This is a genomic window from Gemmata obscuriglobus (assembly GCF_008065095.1).
Taxonomy (GTDB): Bacteria; Planctomycetota; Planctomycetia; order Gemmatales; family Gemmataceae; genus Gemmata; species Gemmata obscuriglobus.
On sequence record NZ_CP042911.1, the window covers coordinates 5281638 to 5297403 of the forward strand.

Here is a 15766-nt window from a genome sequence, read left to right on the forward strand (position 1 = left end):
AGCTCTCCCTGCGAGGCGTAAAAAAATGGGTTGTAGCGAACGCGAGTCAGACAGTGGACCAGAGCGAGTTATAGACGACTTTAACTCCCGACCGCTCTGAGGGCAAGGGACAGATGACGGAACACTTCTTTTTTTCCCTACACGCCCCGGTTACTTCACCCGCCGAGCTTTTTCCCCCGCGTCACCTTCGTGTACGCCTCCGCCGCGTCCTTGATGAGTCGCCCGTACTCCGCCTCCTTTCCGCGCCCGTTGTAGCACCCCGCAAACAGCGTAAAGTCGTTCTCTTTTAGCCCCTTCAGACAGTTCGGGTGCGTCTTGATGAACGCAATAATGCCGTCCAACTGGGGCTCGATGCCGCGGTCGAACGCCTTCACCATCTCTTCGACAGTCGCGTAGCCGACCGTTTTGTGGTTAAAGCCCATGATCTGCCCGGCGCCGTAACTCGCGGATTTCAGCGCCGCGGGTTTGTCCAGCGTCTGCGCGAACTCCAGCACCTCCCACTCGCCGGCCTGGTTTTTGTGCTCGTCGACCCACGGGCCGGCGGCGGTTTTGCGCCACTGGTGCCCGAGCCAGCCCTTGTCGGGGTTGAACTTGAAGTGCGCGTCGAACGTGTCCTTGTGCGCCTTCCCCCACTGGCCCCAGAACGTATGGTTCTCGAACCGGACGATGGTTCGCCCGTCCGGCCCGAACCCGCGCCCGCCGGACTCGACCTTCAGCACCGCCGCCAGCGCCGCGGGCGACGCCCCCAGTTCCTTGGCCCGGTCGAACAGGTATTTGCCGCGCGCGTTGTAAATCGACCCCATCACCGCTTCAAGGCCCTTGAGCGGTTCGGTATCGACCTCGTCACCCGGCGCCATCGCGGGGTCGAACTCCTTCGGGCTGCCGAGGTTCGTTTTCGCGGTCCAGCCGTACACCGTTTTCGCACCGCCGCTCTGCTGCACCTTCGCGTAAACCTTCCCGTCAACCGTTTTCTCTTCGAGCACCGTAACACGACCGCCATACGGAGCGCGTTTACCGCTCGGCGCGAGTTTGGGCGGGTCGGTGCGGACCTGGGCGTCCATCCCGATGACGGCGAACTCCGGGGAGGGATCGGCTCCCGAGGCGGACGCGCACGCCCCCGCCAGAACCGCACCGAGCAAAAGGAACCGATTCATCCGACCGTCTCCTGTTGTGAACCCGGGTAGCGGCCCCGGTTCTGCTCCGCATCGCATCACCATCTTCTTGACCGGCCCGCCCGTGCGGGGGGCCGGTCCGGCGCCGGTCACTTCTTCACCCGGTACGCGTGAACCAGCGGGTGCATCTCGCGCCCCACTTGGTACGCGCCCCCGCGCATCACGTACAGCGTGCGTGTCTCCTCTTCGAAGCACGCGCCGAACGCCGTCCCGACCATCCCGACGTCGGCTCGCACCAGATACGGGCCGGTCACACCGACCGGCCGCGTGCCCTTCGCGGTCTCGCCTAATGAGCGGGAATCGTAGAAGTACCAGTACTGGGCCTCGCCCGCGTTGCCGATGTGCCCGTAGTCGTACCCGAGCCGGCCGGTGCCCAGCTTCGCGAACGCGATGTAGCCCTGTTTGTCGGCAAGGTCGATCAGCACCCCCGCCCGGCAGTGGTCGCAGTAGGTCCAGGCGCCCGCCGCGCGGCTCGTCGGCTGGTCGCTCCAGAACGCACAGTTCGCGTTGAAGTAGTCGCCCGGGCGCGGGGCGGGCACAGTTGGTGCGTACCCGAGCAGCGGCACCACGTCGGCCTGCCCCTTGGCGGGGTCGGGCTTCGCAACGGCACCGAGCGCCGGCCCGCGGCTGCACGGCTCGGCGATGCTGTAATACCCCCCGAACCCGACGCCGAGGGTGGCCCCGCCCGTGTACGTGTCGGCGAACGACTTCGGCAGCCGCGTCGCCCCGCCCCAGAACCACTTCTGCCGCGGCAGCGTCCACGAACCGGCCGGCGCTACCGTGCCGTCTTCGCTCAGCTTCGACGCGTTCAGAACGGGCAGATCGCCCCCGGTCCAGTACCCGTGGTAGTACGTCCAGTACATCACCTGCCGCTCGTCGTCCCAGACGAACCCGCCGTTCGCCCCTTGCTTCTTGTCTTTGCTCGTGAGATGGCCCCACTCTTTTTTCACGGCCGCGGTCTTGAGCGGCGCGGCGTCGCCCTTCTCGAACTTGACCGGGTCCGGGATGTCCGTCTCGAACATCACGGTTTCGGGGTGGGTGTAGTTCATGAACAGCCGCCGGGAGCCGTCCTTCAGGGTGCGGAGCGCGAGCCCGCTCTCGGAGAATGCGGCCCCGCCCTTCCCGACCGTCTCCGGCAGCTTGAACGACCCGAGGTATTCGAAGTCGTCGAACGTGAGCGGGCGCTTGCCGCCCGCGTCCGGCCCCCGCGCGGCCAGCGCCTCGTCCTTCGCGTCCGGGCGCTTCAGCACCGTGATTTCGAGCTTGGGCGTGGTCTCGCCGACCGCCCCCTGCGGGCCGTGCACGCGCCACTGAAAGTTGTGCTTACCGGGCTCGCTCGGCGCGCGCAGGTACGACGCGTACGTGATGTCCTGCCCCGGCGCCACGACCACGCCCTGTCCCTGGATGAAGAAGTTGGTCCCCCAGGTGAGGTTGTCCGCGGGCTCGGCCGAGTGCAACGAACTCGGGACGACGTCGCGCGCCTCTTTCCACGTCTGGGTGCCGGTGTTGCGCATCGTCACCTTCGCGACGAACACCTGATCCGCGGTGACCTCTTTCGGAACCTCCATCTTGATGTATTTGGCGTCCCACTCGGGCTTCTGAGCGCTGGCGGTCGGCCCCGCAAGTGCGAGCAGCGCGACGGCGAAGCACATGCGACTCATGACGGGTTCTCCTTGCGGACGGCTCGACGGTAACAAGGCCGCGCGAACCGTTGCGGCCCCGGCGCCCGAGGCGTATCCTATTCCGAACAGAGCGCCGAAGCCTCGTCGCCGGAATTCTCGTCACGATGCCGTTCCAACGCCCCAACGCCGGCACCCAACGCGACGAGTTCGCACTCGTCGCGGTGCCGGTCTTCGCGGTCGAAGACACGGGCTTCACCTGAGTGCGGGCCGTGTAGCCGCGGCTGATGCGCGGTCACTCTCGAAACGGTCCGTTTCCCAACAGCACCCGAACGCTCCTTCCCCAACCTTCTCCAAGCAGGAAGGTGGGAGCCAACGCCCGCGCCGCGCGAAGCGAGCGGCAGGCGCGGCAATCGGATTTCGGCACGCTCGTTTACGGGAACTGATTCCTTCCCCTTGAGCGCACGGATGAACGACGAACCCGATTGGGACGCCGGCGGCATGGGCTGCGGCGAGCTGGTCATGCTGCTCCGGATGCGGTTACTGCCGCTCGCGCCGGGCACACGGTTCACCGTGCGCGCGACCGACGCGGCGGCGCCGGAAGACATCCCCGCCTGGTGCCGGCTCACCCGGCACGCGCTCGTTTCGGCCCGGCACCCGATTTACGTCATCCAGCGAAGGGAGAACTGACATGCCCGGCAAATTCTGCATCAACCTGACCTGCGCGAAGGACAACCCCGACAAGGCCACCGTGGCGTTCGTGGTGGCCAACGCGGCCGTCGCGTCGGACCAGGAAACCGTCGTGTTCCTCAGCACCGAGGGCGTCCGGGTCGCGGTGGCCGGGTACGCCGATGAAATCGCCGAAGAGGGCTTCGCCCCGCTCAAGGAACTCATGGCGAACTTCGCAGCGGCCGGCGGAAAGATCTACGTCTGCTCCCCGTGCTTCAAGAAGCGCAAGCTGGACGAGACCGCGCTGGTCGCAGGCGCGGTCATGGTCGGTGGGGCGAAGCTGGTGGAGTTCATGAGCACGGGCTGCCCGAGCCTCTCGTACTAGCGCGAGGAACCCATGCGGAACCTGATCCCACTGGCCGTCGCCGCACTCGTAACCGGGTGCGGTGCCCCCGGCCGCCCGGCGTCGGAGGTCGAGCGCGCCCGCGCCGCGGTGACCGCCGCGCTCGACGGGTGGAAGGCGAACGAGGCCCCCGAGAAGCTCAAGGCGCGCCCGGACCCGGTGGACTTCGCGGACGAGTTGCGCGCGACGCACGCCCTCACCGATTACACGGTCGGGAAGGTGGACGGTTCGGACAAGGACGTGGTCCGCGTCACCGTCGTGCTGAAGTTGAAAGACAAGAAGGGCAAGTCGAGCGAGCGCGAGGCCGTGTACGCCGTCGCACTGCGCGCCCCCGTGGTGGTGTCCCGCGATCCGTACTTTTGAGTTCCACCGATGGACTGGTCCGAACGACACACGGTCCCGCCGGACGCCAGCTTCGACGGCGGCAACCTCGACTGCGGCAACGGGTTGCTCCTGCTGATCCGCCGGCACATCGACCCGCTCACACCGGGTCAGGTGCTGGAAGTGCGCTCGTCCGAATCGTCCGTGGAAGACGACCTACCCGCGTGGGCGCGGCTCACCGGCAACGCCCTGTTGTCACGCACGCGCTCGGGTGATGTGCGCAGCTACCTGATTCGCAAAGCCGGCACGGCGTCCAGTACCGCTCCCGCACCGCGCCACCCCGTTGACCGCGAGCGCATTCCGGCGGGACCGTCGCCAACCGAAACGGCCGCGGCCCCGGGCACGATCAAGCCCTTCGCTGTGATGGGTGTCGGGAGTTGGCCGCGGCCGGCGTGGCTGGTCCGGGCGCTGCACGAACGCCTGGCGGGGCGGCTCCCGGAGGACGAGTTCCAGCAGTACGCCGACGACGCGGTCCGGCTCGCGGTCGCGGCCCAGGAGCGCGCCGGCGTTGACGTGGTCACCGACGGCGAGCAGCGCCGCGACAACTACGCCAGCTTCGTCGCCACCCGGCTCGACAACTGCCAGCTCATCCCGATCACCGACCTGTTGCCCTACGTCACAGACCCCGAACACTTCGCGGAAGAGTTGCGCGCCCTGGATGTGCCTGCCGAAAAGGTGCGTCACCCCGCGGTGTTCGGCCGGCTGGCACGCTCACGCCCGCTCACGGGTCACGAGTTGAACTTCGCCCGCGCCGTCACGGCGAAACCGGTCAAAGTCGCGCTCCCGGGGCCGTACCTGCTCACACGCACGATGTGGCTCGAGTGCGTCTCCGACAAAGCCTACCTGGACCGCGAAGCGCTCGCCCGCGACATCGTTTCGGCCCTCCGCGCCGAGGCCAACGACCTCCTCGCCGCCGGCGCGGCGGTCGTGCAGTTCGACGAGCCCGTTCTGACGGAAGTCGTGTTCGCGCGCCCGACCGCCCGGCAGTCGTTCATGTGCGGCGCGCTGAGCGAGCGCCGGGCGCTCGCCGAGGAACTCGCGTTCGCGGCGCAGCTCCTTCGCGCGGTGCTGGACGGACTGCCGCGCGAGCGGGTGGCGCTCCACGTGTGCCGCGGGAACTGGTCGCGGGACGAGAGCGTCGCGCTGTCCGGGCCGTACACGCCGCTCGTGCCGCTGCTCGCGGAACTGCCGGTCGGCACGCTCTTCCTCGAACTCGCCACCCCGCGGGCCGGCGAGTTGGCCCCGCTGGCGGACCTCCCCAAAGGGTGCCGGGTCGGGGTGGGCGTCGTGAACCAGAAGCTCGACCGCGTCGAACCGATCGACGAAATCGTGGCGAAGGCGACCGCGGCGGCCGAGCTGTTCGGCCCCGAGCGGGTGCTCCTCAACCCCGACTGCGGGTTCGCCACGTTCGCGGACAGCCCCGTGTCATCGGCCGGAGTGGCCGAGGCGAAACTCGGGGCGATCGCACAGGCCGCGCGCGTGCTCCGCGCGCGGTACGGGTTGGGCTGATCCGCGTCGGATCGGCCACAGGATTCGCATCAGGAGGGCTCCCCGTGGTTCGGAACTCAAGGTCGAAGGGCTTCACGCTGATCGAGTTGCTCGTGGTGATCGCGATCATCGCGGTGCTGATCGGGCTGTTGCTCCCGGCGGTCCAGAAGGTCCGGGAAGCCGCCGCGCGGTCGCAATCACAGAACAACCTGAAGCAGATCGCGCTGGCGACACGGAGCTTCGAGGCAAACCACGAAACCACCCCGCCGATCTTCGGCCAGCTCCGCGGCAGCGGCACCTCGGGCTCGGTTTTCTACCACCTGCTGCCGCACTTCGAGCAGAGCGCGGTGTACAACCTCGGGCCGGACGCCGCCCGGGCGCAGCCGCTCAAGGTGCTGCGGCACCCGGCGGACCGCACGATGACCGGCGACGGCGTGTTCGACCTGCCCACGGCCGCGCCCTCCTGGGCCGCCTCGACCGGCACCGCGAACCCGTACCCGGCGTGGGCGAACTCGGCCAACACCACGTGGGGGCTGAGCAGCTACTCGGCCAACTGGCAGGTGTTCGGCGACCAGGGCGCCCGGCTGACGAAGATCCAGGACGGGCTGTCGAACACGATCATCTTCAACGAGAAGTACGCGGTCGCGACGCGGCCGAGCGGGAACCCGATGTTCGGCGCCACCCTGTGGGGCTACGGCGTCGACCCGCGGACGATCCCGAACGACTTCACACCGGCGCTGGCGGTCGGGCAGTACCCGGGCGACGCGCAGTGGGCAAACGGGTTGGCGGCCACATCGCTGTACGTGAACGGCTACTGGCCGCGCACCGGGTTCGTGAACAAGGGCGGCCCGGTGACGACCGCGTGGACCGGCACCGCGCCGTGGATGTGCCGGTGCATGTTGCGCCCGGAGTTCGCGCCGCCGCCCAACAACGCGCACTGCCTGAAATCGCAGAGCATTAGCTCGTCGGGCATCCATGTGGCGTTCGCCGACGGCTCAGTACGGTTTATCAGTAGCGGCGTGAGCGACCCGAACTGGTCCGCGGGTGAAACGCCGGCCGACGGCGAAGTGATTGCTCCGGATTGAGAAGCGTCTGTTGAGGACGGAACGTGCGTTTCTGCAGAGCCCGCTCTGCGAGCGGGCTGTTGTCACCCCGCCAACGGAAATCTCATCCGTGCGCGAAGCCTGACTCGGGAGCGGGCGAACCACCTTGCACACGAGCTTACAGTTCACCTGCACCGCCATCACCGGATGAGCAGCGCGTCACAAACCCGACGGTGGTGTCAGGTGCAGTGCCGGGTTCGGCCGGTCTTTACAGTCCCCAGCGTAACCCGACCGATTCGGACTCCAGATCGACAGCCACGAACAGTTCGCCGCCGTCAATCACACTGCCGTCTGGCGGGACCGGGGCGAACAGGACGAGCCACGCAACGGGGTGTTTGGATGCTCGACTCGGTGGAACCAGTGGGTTCGGGGACGCCCCACGGAGCCGCCACTCGTGGCAGTCCGGCCGATTAGCGACGAAAGCCGCGGCCCGACGGATTGCCTCAGCTTGAGCATCTTCCCGTGAGTATCGCAGCCGAGCCAAACCGTTGCCCTCTGGGTGCCGAACCGGCTGTTGGTGTGCGTTTCGGTTTTTGTCTTTGTGGCACAGACATTCCTGTCTGTGCGGCCTTATCGCGCCGCACAGACAGGAATGTCTGTGCCACAAGAAACAGACACAACCAGCCGGACCGTGAATGAAGGTTTCGGGCCAAAAGTCCGATCGTCGAAAGTCACAAAGTCACAAATCAATCAGCCGCAATAATTTGCGACTTTACGACTTACTAACCTGACGACTTTTGACTCGAAGCCTTTAAAACGCGGCCGCCTCCTGGCCCCTTGACCCGTTACGGTTCGGCCCCGCTCGCCGCGTTTGACCGCCCCGAAGCGATGAGCCGTTCGAGCCGCTGCACCACGCCCGTGTACGCCCGGGTGAGCCGGTCGCGGCGGCCCAACATGAGCACGTCGTAGCACCCGAACCCCGGGTCCCACACCGGCGGGCTGCACGCCAGGAACCCGAGCCGCAGATCCATGCGGACGATTTCGGGCAGCGTGCGCTCATCCGCAGGGGACACGGGCACCTCGCGCAAGCTTCCCACGCGGTTCAGCGGCCACGGCTCGACCGCCCACTCCGGGTCCATCCGGTGCCGCAACAGGTACGAGTAGATGCGGTTCAGCTCGTCCGCGTCGGCGCGAAAGCTGTCGGCGCCGAGCAGGTACTTACAGCCGTACTCGCGGAGGAGCAGTTCCATGCCGTAAGAAAGGTACTGGAACGCGAGCGTGCTGCGGTACTCGGCCGCGACGCACGCGCGGCCCCCCTGGAGGATCTCGTGCGCGATCGGCTTCAGCGGAGCCAGGTCGAACTCGTCGGACGCGTAGAACCCCCCGTTGGCGACCGCGCTCGGCCCGCTGATCGCCCGGTACGTGCCCACCACCCGCTGCCGGTCGTCATCGAAGAGGAAGAGTTGGTCACACCAGGCGTCGAACTGGTCGGCGTCGCGCCCGGGGCCGCGGTCGGTGCCGACGTAGTTGTAGCCCTGTTCCGCGACGAACACGTCGTACCGGAGCTTGAACACGGCATCCAGTTCGTGCGGCTCGGTCGCCAGCCCGAGCCGCCACGGGTGCCCGCACACCGACCGCAGGTCCAGCAGCCACCGCGCCATCGTCTCTCGCCTCTCGTGTCCCCAACGCTTATTGAGGGATGATACGAAACCACCCCAACCGCGGCGGGCACTTGCCGCGGGCGCCCGCGGCGCGCGTATAACATGTTTCCAGAACTATTCACGCCCGTGTGGATCGCGCGAACCGCCGGCCGCGAATTTCGGTCAAGTGGTGTTGATTCCGCGGCCCGCTGCGCTATCGTGCAAGTTCATCCGGCGCCGCGCGCACGTGCGCCGTGCGAAATCTGTTTGGGGGCCGGCTCGACAAGTTCGGGCCGCGTCCTACGCTAGTCGTTTCGGAATCTGGTTCAGGTGAGTTATGCCAAGAACGAAGACCAAGAAGCCGCGAATCGAAGAAGACGAAGAGGAAGCCGCCCTCCCGGAGGAGTCGCTCGAACCGATCGAGCCGCTCGACGCCCCGGTCGCGGCGCCCGTGCGCCGCGCCGATAACGGGATGATCCTCGACCTGGAGGGCCACGGCGGCGCGGTCGCCAGCGCGCTGATCGTGAACGGGATGCGGGCGTACCTGTCGGTGGTCAACAAGGGCGTGAACCTGGTCGCCGCGAACCGGGCTCACACCCAATTCGTACCGGTGAAGATCGCGGCCTGCGTCCAGGGCCTCGACATCAAGCGGGACGAGCTGAAGAGCCTGGCCGATGTGAACGCGGTCGTGGCGTTCCTGCTGGAGAACGGCGAGGAACAGACCAGCTACTATTTCCCGGTCCCGGAGTACCTCGCGCGGGCCGAAGACCGCGGCGAAGGCGGGCTGCGGGTGCCGCTCGAAGCGGACGCCAACTGGCTCAACGCCCACGAGGGCCACGCGGGCGTCCGGCGGGCGTTCGCGAAGCTGATCGGCTAAGGCACGATGGGTTCGCCGCCTGGGGCGGGAGGGGGGCGGAGGGAACACAAAGAGAGCGGGACTCGCTCAGCTTTTGTGTTCCCTCCGCCCCCCTCCCGCCCCAGGCGGCGAACCCTTTGCGGCTCATTTCCGGGGGCTCAAGCCGTATTCAAAGAACTGGTAAGGCCGCACGTTCGATTCCGCATCGGGCGAATGCCCTTTGCGGTTCGTCGCCGCCCCAATCCTCATCGCTTCTGAACGCAACAACACTCGATCATCAAGGCGAGACGACTGAATCTCAGTGGTCTCACGTTCTGGGTCCAACGTAAAACCAAACGGCCCACGAGCGATCCGGAGCTTGTGCCGGATCGCTTCCCAACTGGAACTCGGGACGAGTGAGGTCGCTGCGACTTCAAAACCGCTGTGTAACAGAACCGGGCGGCGTGTGGCGGTGACGTTGTTTGCGTCACCGCCACACGCCGCCCGGTTCTGTTCCGAGGTCTCAGTCGTGTATCCGGATTACTGCGGCGCGTCGCTCTTCTCGGGCTGCTTTTTCTCAGGCTCTTTCTGCTCGGGTGCCTTCTTGGGAGTCGGAGGTAGGACGGGCGGGTTGTAGTTCTTCAGGTCGTTAGCGAAGTTGCCGGCGTGGTACGCGAGCATCCCCTTCAGCGTGAGCAGTTTCGCGAGCAGTTCGGAGTCTTTGGCGGTTCCCGGGGTGGCCTCACGCACGACCTCATCGATCGACGCCTGGGGGGCCAGCCGCCCGTAAGCGCGGACGTGCCGAATCGCGGCGTCCGCGGCCTTGCGCCGCAGGCCGATGGGCGGCTCACCGATCGTCCGCGTGGCGAGTTGGAGCAGGGACTGCTGAGCCGCTGCCGACTTCAGCCGCTCCACGGCGTCCACCGCGGCCGACGCGCGATCGACATCGGTCGGAACGTCAACGGCGTTCCGCAGTTCCGCTTCCGCGAGTTTGAAATCGTACCCCGGCAGATCGCCGACCGCCATCTGCCGCAGGAACTCGATCGCGGCCCGGGACTCGGCCTTCTTCACCGGTGCCTCGCGGGGGACCATCATCGGGTCGGCGAACAGCACCTTGAACTCGGGCTCCAGCGCCAGCTTGCTGTACGGCTCGGTGATGACCTTGACTTCGGGGTACTCCTTCAAGAGCCGCGACAACCGGGCCTCAAGAACGGGATCGCGGAACGGTTCAACCGCGAGCCCGATCTCGACCGGGTCGACCTTCGAGCGGAGCGCGTCGTACTTGTCCTGAGCCCCCTTCACCTTCGCGACATCAAGCTCGAACCGCTCGATCAGCTTCATGAGGTCGGAAGACGCCAACCCGGTGGCGGAGTACTGGGCCGACGGCGGTTGGGCGGCGATCTGGTTCCGGAGCCGGGTCATTTCCCCCACGGTGCCGGGCGCCGATTCCGGGGACACGGCGAACTCGGCGGCCAGAACGGAGTAGCTCACGAGAAGCAGCCGGAGGTTCAGCAGCCGTTTCTGGCTGTCGGAGAGCGCGATCGGCAGGGTGTCGATGACCCGCTGCAACCGGGCGGCGCGGCCCTTGGCGGCATCGCGGAGCACGGTGTCGCGGCGCCGCTGGACCTCAGTTCGCAGTTTGGCCTGCTCGTCGGCGTTGTAGCGCGCGTCCGGGACGTACGGGTCGGCCAAACCGAGGACGTCGTTCTCGGTCGCGGCAAGCAGTTCGGCCGTCCGGAGGAGCAACTGGTCGAACGTCGGCGAGCGCGGCTTGTCCGGGGAGGCGATCACGAACACGGGGCGGGCGGCCGCACGCGGGTCGGCGGCGAGTTGGCCGACGAGTTCGATCAGCTCGGGGTTGGCGGCGTGGTGGTCGATGAAGATCAGATCGAAGTCGGACGACCGCGCGACGCGCCGCAGCAGGTCCCGCCCGGAGCCCAGAATTTCGACATCGTAGCCGAACCCGCGGAGCAGCGAGGCGTTCGCGTCGGCCCGGAACTTACCCGGATCGACTAGCAGCGCGGTGCCCTTCGACTCCCCCGGTTTGCCGCCGTCGAAGCTCGCGGCACGGCGCAGGATCTCGACGATTTGCACCTTCGCCTCGGGCGGCACCGGGACCGGGCTGCGCAACAGGGCACTGGCCGCAGCGAACTGAACCGAGTGGTCCGGGTAGCCGAGCGCGCGGACCAGCAGCGACGGCTTCGGCGAAGTCCCCGCGGGCGGGGTCGCGGCCTCGCGGTCGGCGCGGTCCCCGAGCACCTGAACCATGGCCAGGACCAGCGGGGTGCGCTTCTCGGCCAGTCCGCGGGACAGCAGTTCGATCAGCGCCCGCGACGGCGCTTCGGACAGGAGCTTGTACACCGCCGGTTCCGTCGCCGCGAGCGGGGCGTACTTGGCCCGCTCGACGGCCCGCTCCGCGGCCAGCGCGAGAATCAGGGCCTGAGCCGGCTCGTAGTCGGGCCGCACGTCCAGCGCCCAGCGGGCGTAGCGCAGGCCGTAGTACTCTTCCGCCTGGCCCACGGGCACGTCGGCGAGCCGCACGACCCGGGGCACCTCCCCCGGTTGCACCACCCACACCGGCACCAGCGCGGCGCTGGCGTCCGGGTTGGTTTTTGCACCGAAGTACCTGCCCTTGTGGTCGTAATACTTGCGGGCGAAGGCGGTCAGCTCGACTTCCGGCCGCTTGGTGTCGGCCTTGGGGCCGGGCACCAGCTCGTTGTGCAACTGCGCCGCGAGGTCGTGGAGCGTCGAGCTCTCGCTCCGCGGACGAGACAGCACGCGCCACAGGAACGGGACGAAATCGGTCTGGGCGTTGTTGAGCAGGTCGCGCACGTCGCGCCGGCGCGCCAGCGAAACGAGCACGCCGTACTGCTGATCCGGTGTAAACACGTCGAGCGCCGCGACCCACCCCGCCATCGTCGGGCCTTCGAGCACGGGGATCGTGTCCAGAATGCCCGCGGCCAGCTCCTTGCTCGGGTTGGCGCGGAGCGCGTCGATGAGGAACGGGACCGCGTACTCGCCGGTCCGCTTGAGTTCCAACTGCGCGAACTGCTTCTCCTCGTAGGTCTCGCCGAGGTTGCGGACGTACTTGGCCACCCGCTCCGGCTTGTACAGCACCTTCGCGGTCACCGCTTGCGCGTTCTTGTTGACCAGCTCGATGTTGGCGCGGATCTGCTTCTCGGTGGCCGGGTCGTCGGAGTACTTCGGGATCGTGCGGAGCGTCTGGAACACCGTGGTGCCGTACTTGCGCTCGATCTCGAGGTAGTCGGCGTCGGTGGGGCCGCTCTTGAGGAACTCGTCCAGGAAGAGGCCGGCGACGTCGTACTTGCCCTCGCCCACGGTGGCGCGGAACCGCTCGTAAATTTCGAGCGGCTTGAGGGCCGGCCCCCTCGGCGGCTGGGCGCCGGCGCCCCCGCCGAGCGCGAGGGCGAACAGGGCCAGTCCGAAAGCGAGGAACGAAGCGGTTCTCACCGTGTGTCTCCTCTTACGGCCGATTGCGGCGAGTCCGAGTTGGATGGCAGGTCGGCGCCCGCACCTTTCACGCTAAGCGCGTCGGCATGCGGGGTAAAGCCGATAAACTCGGTTGATCGAGCGCGGGCGCTGGCACGGCCGCGACCAACCGAGCTTGTTAGATGTGATTCTGAAAGCGCCGATCAGGTTAAGCAATCCTCTTCGCACGCGACGAGGTCGGCAAAGGTCTCGCGGCGGCGGATTAATCGATGCGTGCGGCCTGAGACGAGCACCTCCGCCGCCCGGCACCGGGAGTTGTAGTTGGACGACATCGTCATCCCGTAGGCGCCGGCGGAGAACACCGCGAGCAGGTCCCCGCGGGTCAGGCCCGGCAGCGGGCGGTCCTTGGCGAGGTAGTCGCCGCTCTCGCAGACGGGGCCGACCACGTCCTGCTTGAAGCAGTTCGGCATCTCGCGGAACGGCTGCGGGTCGTCCGGGTCCCCGTTCACGTCGGGCGTCACCGGCACGCCGGCGGCGGGCGCGACCGGCCAGATCCGGTGGAACGAGCCGTACAGGGTGGGCCGGATGAGGTCGTTCATCGCGGCGTCCTGGATCACGTAGTGCTTGCCGCCGGTGGACTTCGTGAACACGACGCGGCTGAGCAGGACCGCGGCGTTCCCGACGATGAACCGCCCGGGTTCGAGGATGAGCTGGCAGCCGCTCTCCTTGACGACCGGGAGGATGACGTCCGCGAACGCGCTGGCCGGCTTCGCCTCGTCCTTCCGGTAGTTGATCCCGAACCCGCCGCCCATGTTCAGGTACTTGATGTCGTGCCCCTGTGCCCGGAACTGCTTGATGAGCCCCAGCCCCTTTTCGGCCCCCATCCGGTACGGGTCGGCCTTCAGGATGGGCGAGCCCAGGTGCATGTGCAGCCCGACGACGGACAGCCCCGGGTGTCCGACGACCCCCTTCGCGACGTCCACGATGGTTTCGATGTCGAGGCCGAACTTCACGCCCTTGACGCTGGTGTCGGTTTTGACGTGCGTCTTCGGCGGCAGGTCCGGGTTGACGCGCAGCGCGACATCAGCCTTGACGCCGAGTTTCTGGGCCACGGCGCCGATCGCGTGGAGTTCTTGCTCGCTCTCGACGTCGAACAGGAACACGCCGTTCTTCAGCGCGAACTCGATCTCGGAGTCGGTTTTGCCGACGCCGGCGAACACGACCTTCGCGGCCGCCGGGCCGGCCTTCAGGGCGCGCTGGAACTCGCCCTGCGAGGTGACGTCGAAGCCGGACCCGTGTTGCCCCATCAGGCGGCAAATCGACAGGTTGCCGTTCGCCTTCACACTGTAACAGATGACGGGGTTGGCGTCCCGGAACGCGGTCTGCACCTCGTTGAGGTTCGCGACCAGCGCGGCCTCGGAGTAGACGTACAGCGGGGTGCCGTACTTCTCCGCGAGTTCGGGAACGGGGACGTCTTCGCAGAACAGGGTGCGGTCGCGGTAGTCGAAGTGGTCCATGAACCGGCGGCCCGTGAAGGGTGTGTGAGTTTCGTTAACCCGTTCGCGTTGAACGGAATGGGAGAGGTATCATAACCGCTCCGCCCCGCCGCGTCCCGATCCGCCGAGGCTACGTGATGCGTTCTGTTCTGTTCGTGGTGCTGGCAACCGGAACGGCCGGCCTGCTCCCCGCTGCCGACGGCCCGTTCAAAGCCCCGCCCGTCTGGAAACCGCTCTTCAGCGGGGTGGAACTCACCGACCTGATCGGCGACACGCCGCGCCTCATGAAGGGGCACGCGGTCCGGATCGATCTGAAGGCGGCGGGCATCGGGTTCCTCGCCACCCCGGGCAACGGCGACCGACCCGGCGAGACCGACGGGCTGAAGACGAGCACGTTTCTGAAGCGCCACAAGTTGCAACTGGCGATCAACGCGGCGCCGTTCGGCCCGATCCACAAGGATGAGGAGAAGGAGCAGGACGTCGTCGGCGTTCAGGTGAGCGGCGGGAAGCTCGTCTCGCCGGCTCAGCCCGGATACCCCGCGCTGCTGCTCGCGAAGGACAACCGCGCCCGGATCGCGGCCCCGCCGTTCGACCTAGAAGGGATCGAGAACGCGGTCGGCGGGTTCCACATCGTGCTGAAGGGCGGTGAGGTGCTAACCGGCGACAAGTCGATCCACCCGCGCACCGCGGCGGGCGTTTCGGCCGACGGGAAAACGCTGGTGCTGCTTGTCATCGACGGCCGGCAGAAGGATTTCAGCGACGGCGCCACCACGGCAGAGGTCGGTGAGTGGCTGAAGGCACTGGGGTGCGCCGAGGGCATCAACCTCGACGGCGGCGGCACGACGACGCTGGTGGTCGCGGGTGCGGACGGCGCGCCGAAGCTGATCAACCGGCCGATCCACGCGAACAAGTCCGGGACCGAGCGGGTATCGGCCAGTCACCTGGGGGTGTTCGCCAAACCGTTACCACAGAAGTAGTTGTTGCGGCGATGTGAAGTGAGAGGCCGCACCGGCGGAGGTTCAACCCGGGTTTTCATTCGGGCCGGGCGATGGCGGCTCCACGGGGGGCACGTGCGCGTTACGCACGGCGTCCAGATGGCCGAGCAGTTGGCGAGCCTCCTCCGCGCTTTCGAACAGGACCGGGTCCAGCGGGACCGGGTCGCGGCGGTCTGAACAGCCCAATCCAACGAAGTAACCGTCGCGGAATTCGATGACGCACGTCGAGGTGATGTGCGAAATGGGAATCCTGTAAACCGTTGCGTAAATACGAACAACGACGGTCGTCTTGCTAACCTCGATCCTGAAGTGCGTGTCCCCTGTGACGAGTACCCTGAGGCACTTAAACAGGGCGTGCAGCGTAATGCCGAAGGCGAGCTGCCAGCCGGGACCGATGCCGAGGCGCCTGCCCCAATCCTCGCCTTGATACTTGACCAACCCCAAGGCGATCATGCCGGCGAGGAGCACGACGACGACGCAGCCGGCGCGTGCTGCCCGTGTGCGTGCGAAGCGGTCACCGGGTGACACCACCAGCCGATCACGCTGTTCGTCGTACCGAATCATGCGCCCCTCTG

The 15766-nt window shown here is 67.2% G+C and carries 13 protein-coding genes; 7 read left to right on the plus strand and 6 right to left on the minus strand.

What is annotated here, in order from left to right:
* Nucleotides 1-155: 155 nt before the first annotated feature.
* Nucleotides 156-1154 (minus strand): N-acetylmuramidase domain-containing protein, encoded by a 999-nt coding sequence (locus GobsT_RS22135; protein ID WP_010042431.1) that lies wholly within the window; start codon nucleotides 1152-1154, stop codon nucleotides 156-158.
* A 107-nt stretch (nucleotides 1155-1261) separates the two neighbouring features.
* The gene (locus GobsT_RS22140) at nucleotides 1262-2833 is read right to left on the minus strand and encodes an NBR1-Ig-like domain-containing protein (protein WP_010042433.1); all 1572 of its coding nucleotides are present in this window, start codon (nucleotides 2831-2833) and stop codon (nucleotides 1262-1264) included.
* A 426-nt stretch (nucleotides 2834-3259) separates the two neighbouring features.
* Here GobsT_RS22140 and GobsT_RS22145 point away from each other — a divergent pair, with 426 nt between their 5' ends.
* The 5 genes from GobsT_RS22145 to GobsT_RS22165 are packed head-to-tail and all read left to right on the plus strand — an operon-like array spanning nucleotide 3260 to nucleotide 6817.
* Complete coding sequence (locus tag GobsT_RS22145; RefSeq protein ID WP_010042438.1) at nucleotides 3260-3481, plus strand: sulfurtransferase TusA family protein; 222 nt, start codon at nucleotides 3260-3262, stop codon at nucleotides 3479-3481.
* Between the two features lies 1 nt (nucleotide 3482).
* Nucleotides 3483-3845, plus strand: coding sequence for a DsrE family protein (locus tag GobsT_RS22150; RefSeq protein WP_010042440.1), 363 nt, complete (start codon nucleotides 3483-3485; stop codon nucleotides 3843-3845).
* A 12-nt stretch (nucleotides 3846-3857) separates the two neighbouring features.
* Nucleotides 3858-4226 carry a hypothetical protein gene (locus tag GobsT_RS22155; RefSeq protein ID WP_010042442.1) on the plus strand — a complete coding sequence of 123 codons (369 nt, stop codon included), beginning with the start codon at nucleotides 3858-3860 and terminating at the stop codon, nucleotides 4224-4226.
* Between the two features lie 9 nt (nucleotides 4227-4235).
* The gene (locus tag GobsT_RS22160) at nucleotides 4236-5753 is read left to right on the plus strand and encodes a sulfurtransferase TusA family protein (protein ID WP_010042444.1); all 1518 of its coding nucleotides are present in this window, start codon (nucleotides 4236-4238) and stop codon (nucleotides 5751-5753) included.
* Between the two features lie 44 nt (nucleotides 5754-5797).
* Nucleotides 5798-6817: a DUF1559 family PulG-like putative transporter gene (locus GobsT_RS22165; protein ID WP_010042445.1), complete on the plus strand. Its 1020-nt coding sequence runs from the start codon at nucleotides 5798-5800 to the stop codon at nucleotides 6815-6817.
* Nucleotides 6818-7620: 803 nt separating this feature from the next.
* Here GobsT_RS22165 and GobsT_RS22170 read toward each other — a convergent pair.
* Nucleotides 7621-8436 (minus strand): GNAT family N-acetyltransferase, encoded by an 816-nt coding sequence (locus tag GobsT_RS22170; protein WP_010053352.1) that lies wholly within the window; start codon nucleotides 8434-8436, stop codon nucleotides 7621-7623.
* A 316-nt stretch (nucleotides 8437-8752) separates the two neighbouring features.
* Here GobsT_RS22170 and GobsT_RS22175 point away from each other — a divergent pair, with 316 nt between their 5' ends.
* On the plus strand, nucleotides 8753-9292 hold the full coding sequence (locus GobsT_RS22175; RefSeq protein WP_010053624.1) for a hypothetical protein: 540 nt from the start codon (nucleotides 8753-8755) through the stop codon (nucleotides 9290-9292).
* A 498-nt stretch (nucleotides 9293-9790) separates the two neighbouring features.
* Here GobsT_RS22175 and GobsT_RS22180 read toward each other — a convergent pair whose 3' ends face one another.
* Together GobsT_RS22180 and lysA are read right to left on the minus strand one after the other, a co-directional pair.
* Nucleotides 9791-12721 carry a hypothetical protein gene (locus tag GobsT_RS22180; RefSeq protein ID WP_010048409.1) on the minus strand — a complete coding sequence of 977 codons (2931 nt, stop codon included), beginning with the start codon at nucleotides 12719-12721 and terminating at the stop codon, nucleotides 9791-9793.
* 182 nt (nucleotides 12722-12903) lie between these two features.
* Nucleotides 12904-14217, minus strand: coding sequence for a diaminopimelate decarboxylase (gene lysA, locus GobsT_RS22185; RefSeq protein WP_010048410.1), 1314 nt, complete (start codon nucleotides 14215-14217; stop codon nucleotides 12904-12906).
* A gap of 116 nt (nucleotides 14218-14333) precedes the next feature.
* Here lysA and GobsT_RS22190 point away from each other — a divergent pair, with 116 nt between their 5' ends.
* Nucleotides 14334-15173, plus strand: a complete 840-nt coding sequence (locus GobsT_RS22190; RefSeq protein WP_010048411.1) for a phosphodiester glycosidase family protein — start codon at nucleotides 14334-14336, stop codon at nucleotides 15171-15173.
* A gap of 42 nt (nucleotides 15174-15215) precedes the next feature.
* On the opposite strand, the gene GobsT_RS22195 is transcribed toward GobsT_RS22190, so the two are convergent.
* Nucleotides 15216-15755, minus strand: coding sequence for a hypothetical protein (locus GobsT_RS22195; RefSeq protein ID WP_010048414.1), 540 nt, complete (start codon nucleotides 15753-15755; stop codon nucleotides 15216-15218).
* Nucleotides 15756-15766 lie beyond the last annotated feature (11 nt).

Coding starts and splice junctions, on each gene's coding strand:
- GobsT_RS22150 (WP_010042440.1), top strand. CDS start 3,483: ATGCCCGGCAAATTCTGCATCAACCTGACCTGCGCGAAGGACAACCCC.
- GobsT_RS22175 (WP_010053624.1), top strand. CDS start 8,753: ATGCCAAGAACGAAGACCAAGAAGCCGCGAATCGAAGAAGACGAAGAG.
- GobsT_RS22155 (WP_010042442.1), top strand. CDS start 3,858: ATGCGGAACCTGATCCCACTGGCCGTCGCCGCACTCGTAACCGGGTGC.
- GobsT_RS22190 (WP_010048411.1), top strand. CDS start 14,334: ATGCGTTCTGTTCTGTTCGTGGTGCTGGCAACCGGAACGGCCGGCCTG.
- GobsT_RS22170 (WP_010053352.1), bottom strand. CDS start 8,436: ATGGCGCGGTGGCTGCTGGACCTGCGGTCGGTGTGCGGGCACCCGTGG.
- GobsT_RS22195 (WP_010048414.1), bottom strand. CDS start 15,755: ATGATTCGGTACGACGAACAGCGTGATCGGCTGGTGGTGTCACCCGGT.
- lysA (WP_010048410.1), bottom strand. CDS start 14,217: ATGGACCACTTCGACTACCGCGACCGCACCCTGTTCTGCGAAGACGTC.
- GobsT_RS22135 (WP_010042431.1), bottom strand. CDS start 1,154: ATGAATCGGTTCCTTTTGCTCGGTGCGGTTCTGGCGGGGGCGTGCGCG.
- GobsT_RS22160 (WP_010042444.1), top strand. CDS start 4,236: ATGGACTGGTCCGAACGACACACGGTCCCGCCGGACGCCAGCTTCGAC.
- GobsT_RS22145 (WP_010042438.1), top strand. CDS start 3,260: ATGAACGACGAACCCGATTGGGACGCCGGCGGCATGGGCTGCGGCGAG.
- GobsT_RS22140 (WP_010042433.1), bottom strand. CDS start 2,833: ATGAGTCGCATGTGCTTCGCCGTCGCGCTGCTCGCACTTGCGGGGCCG.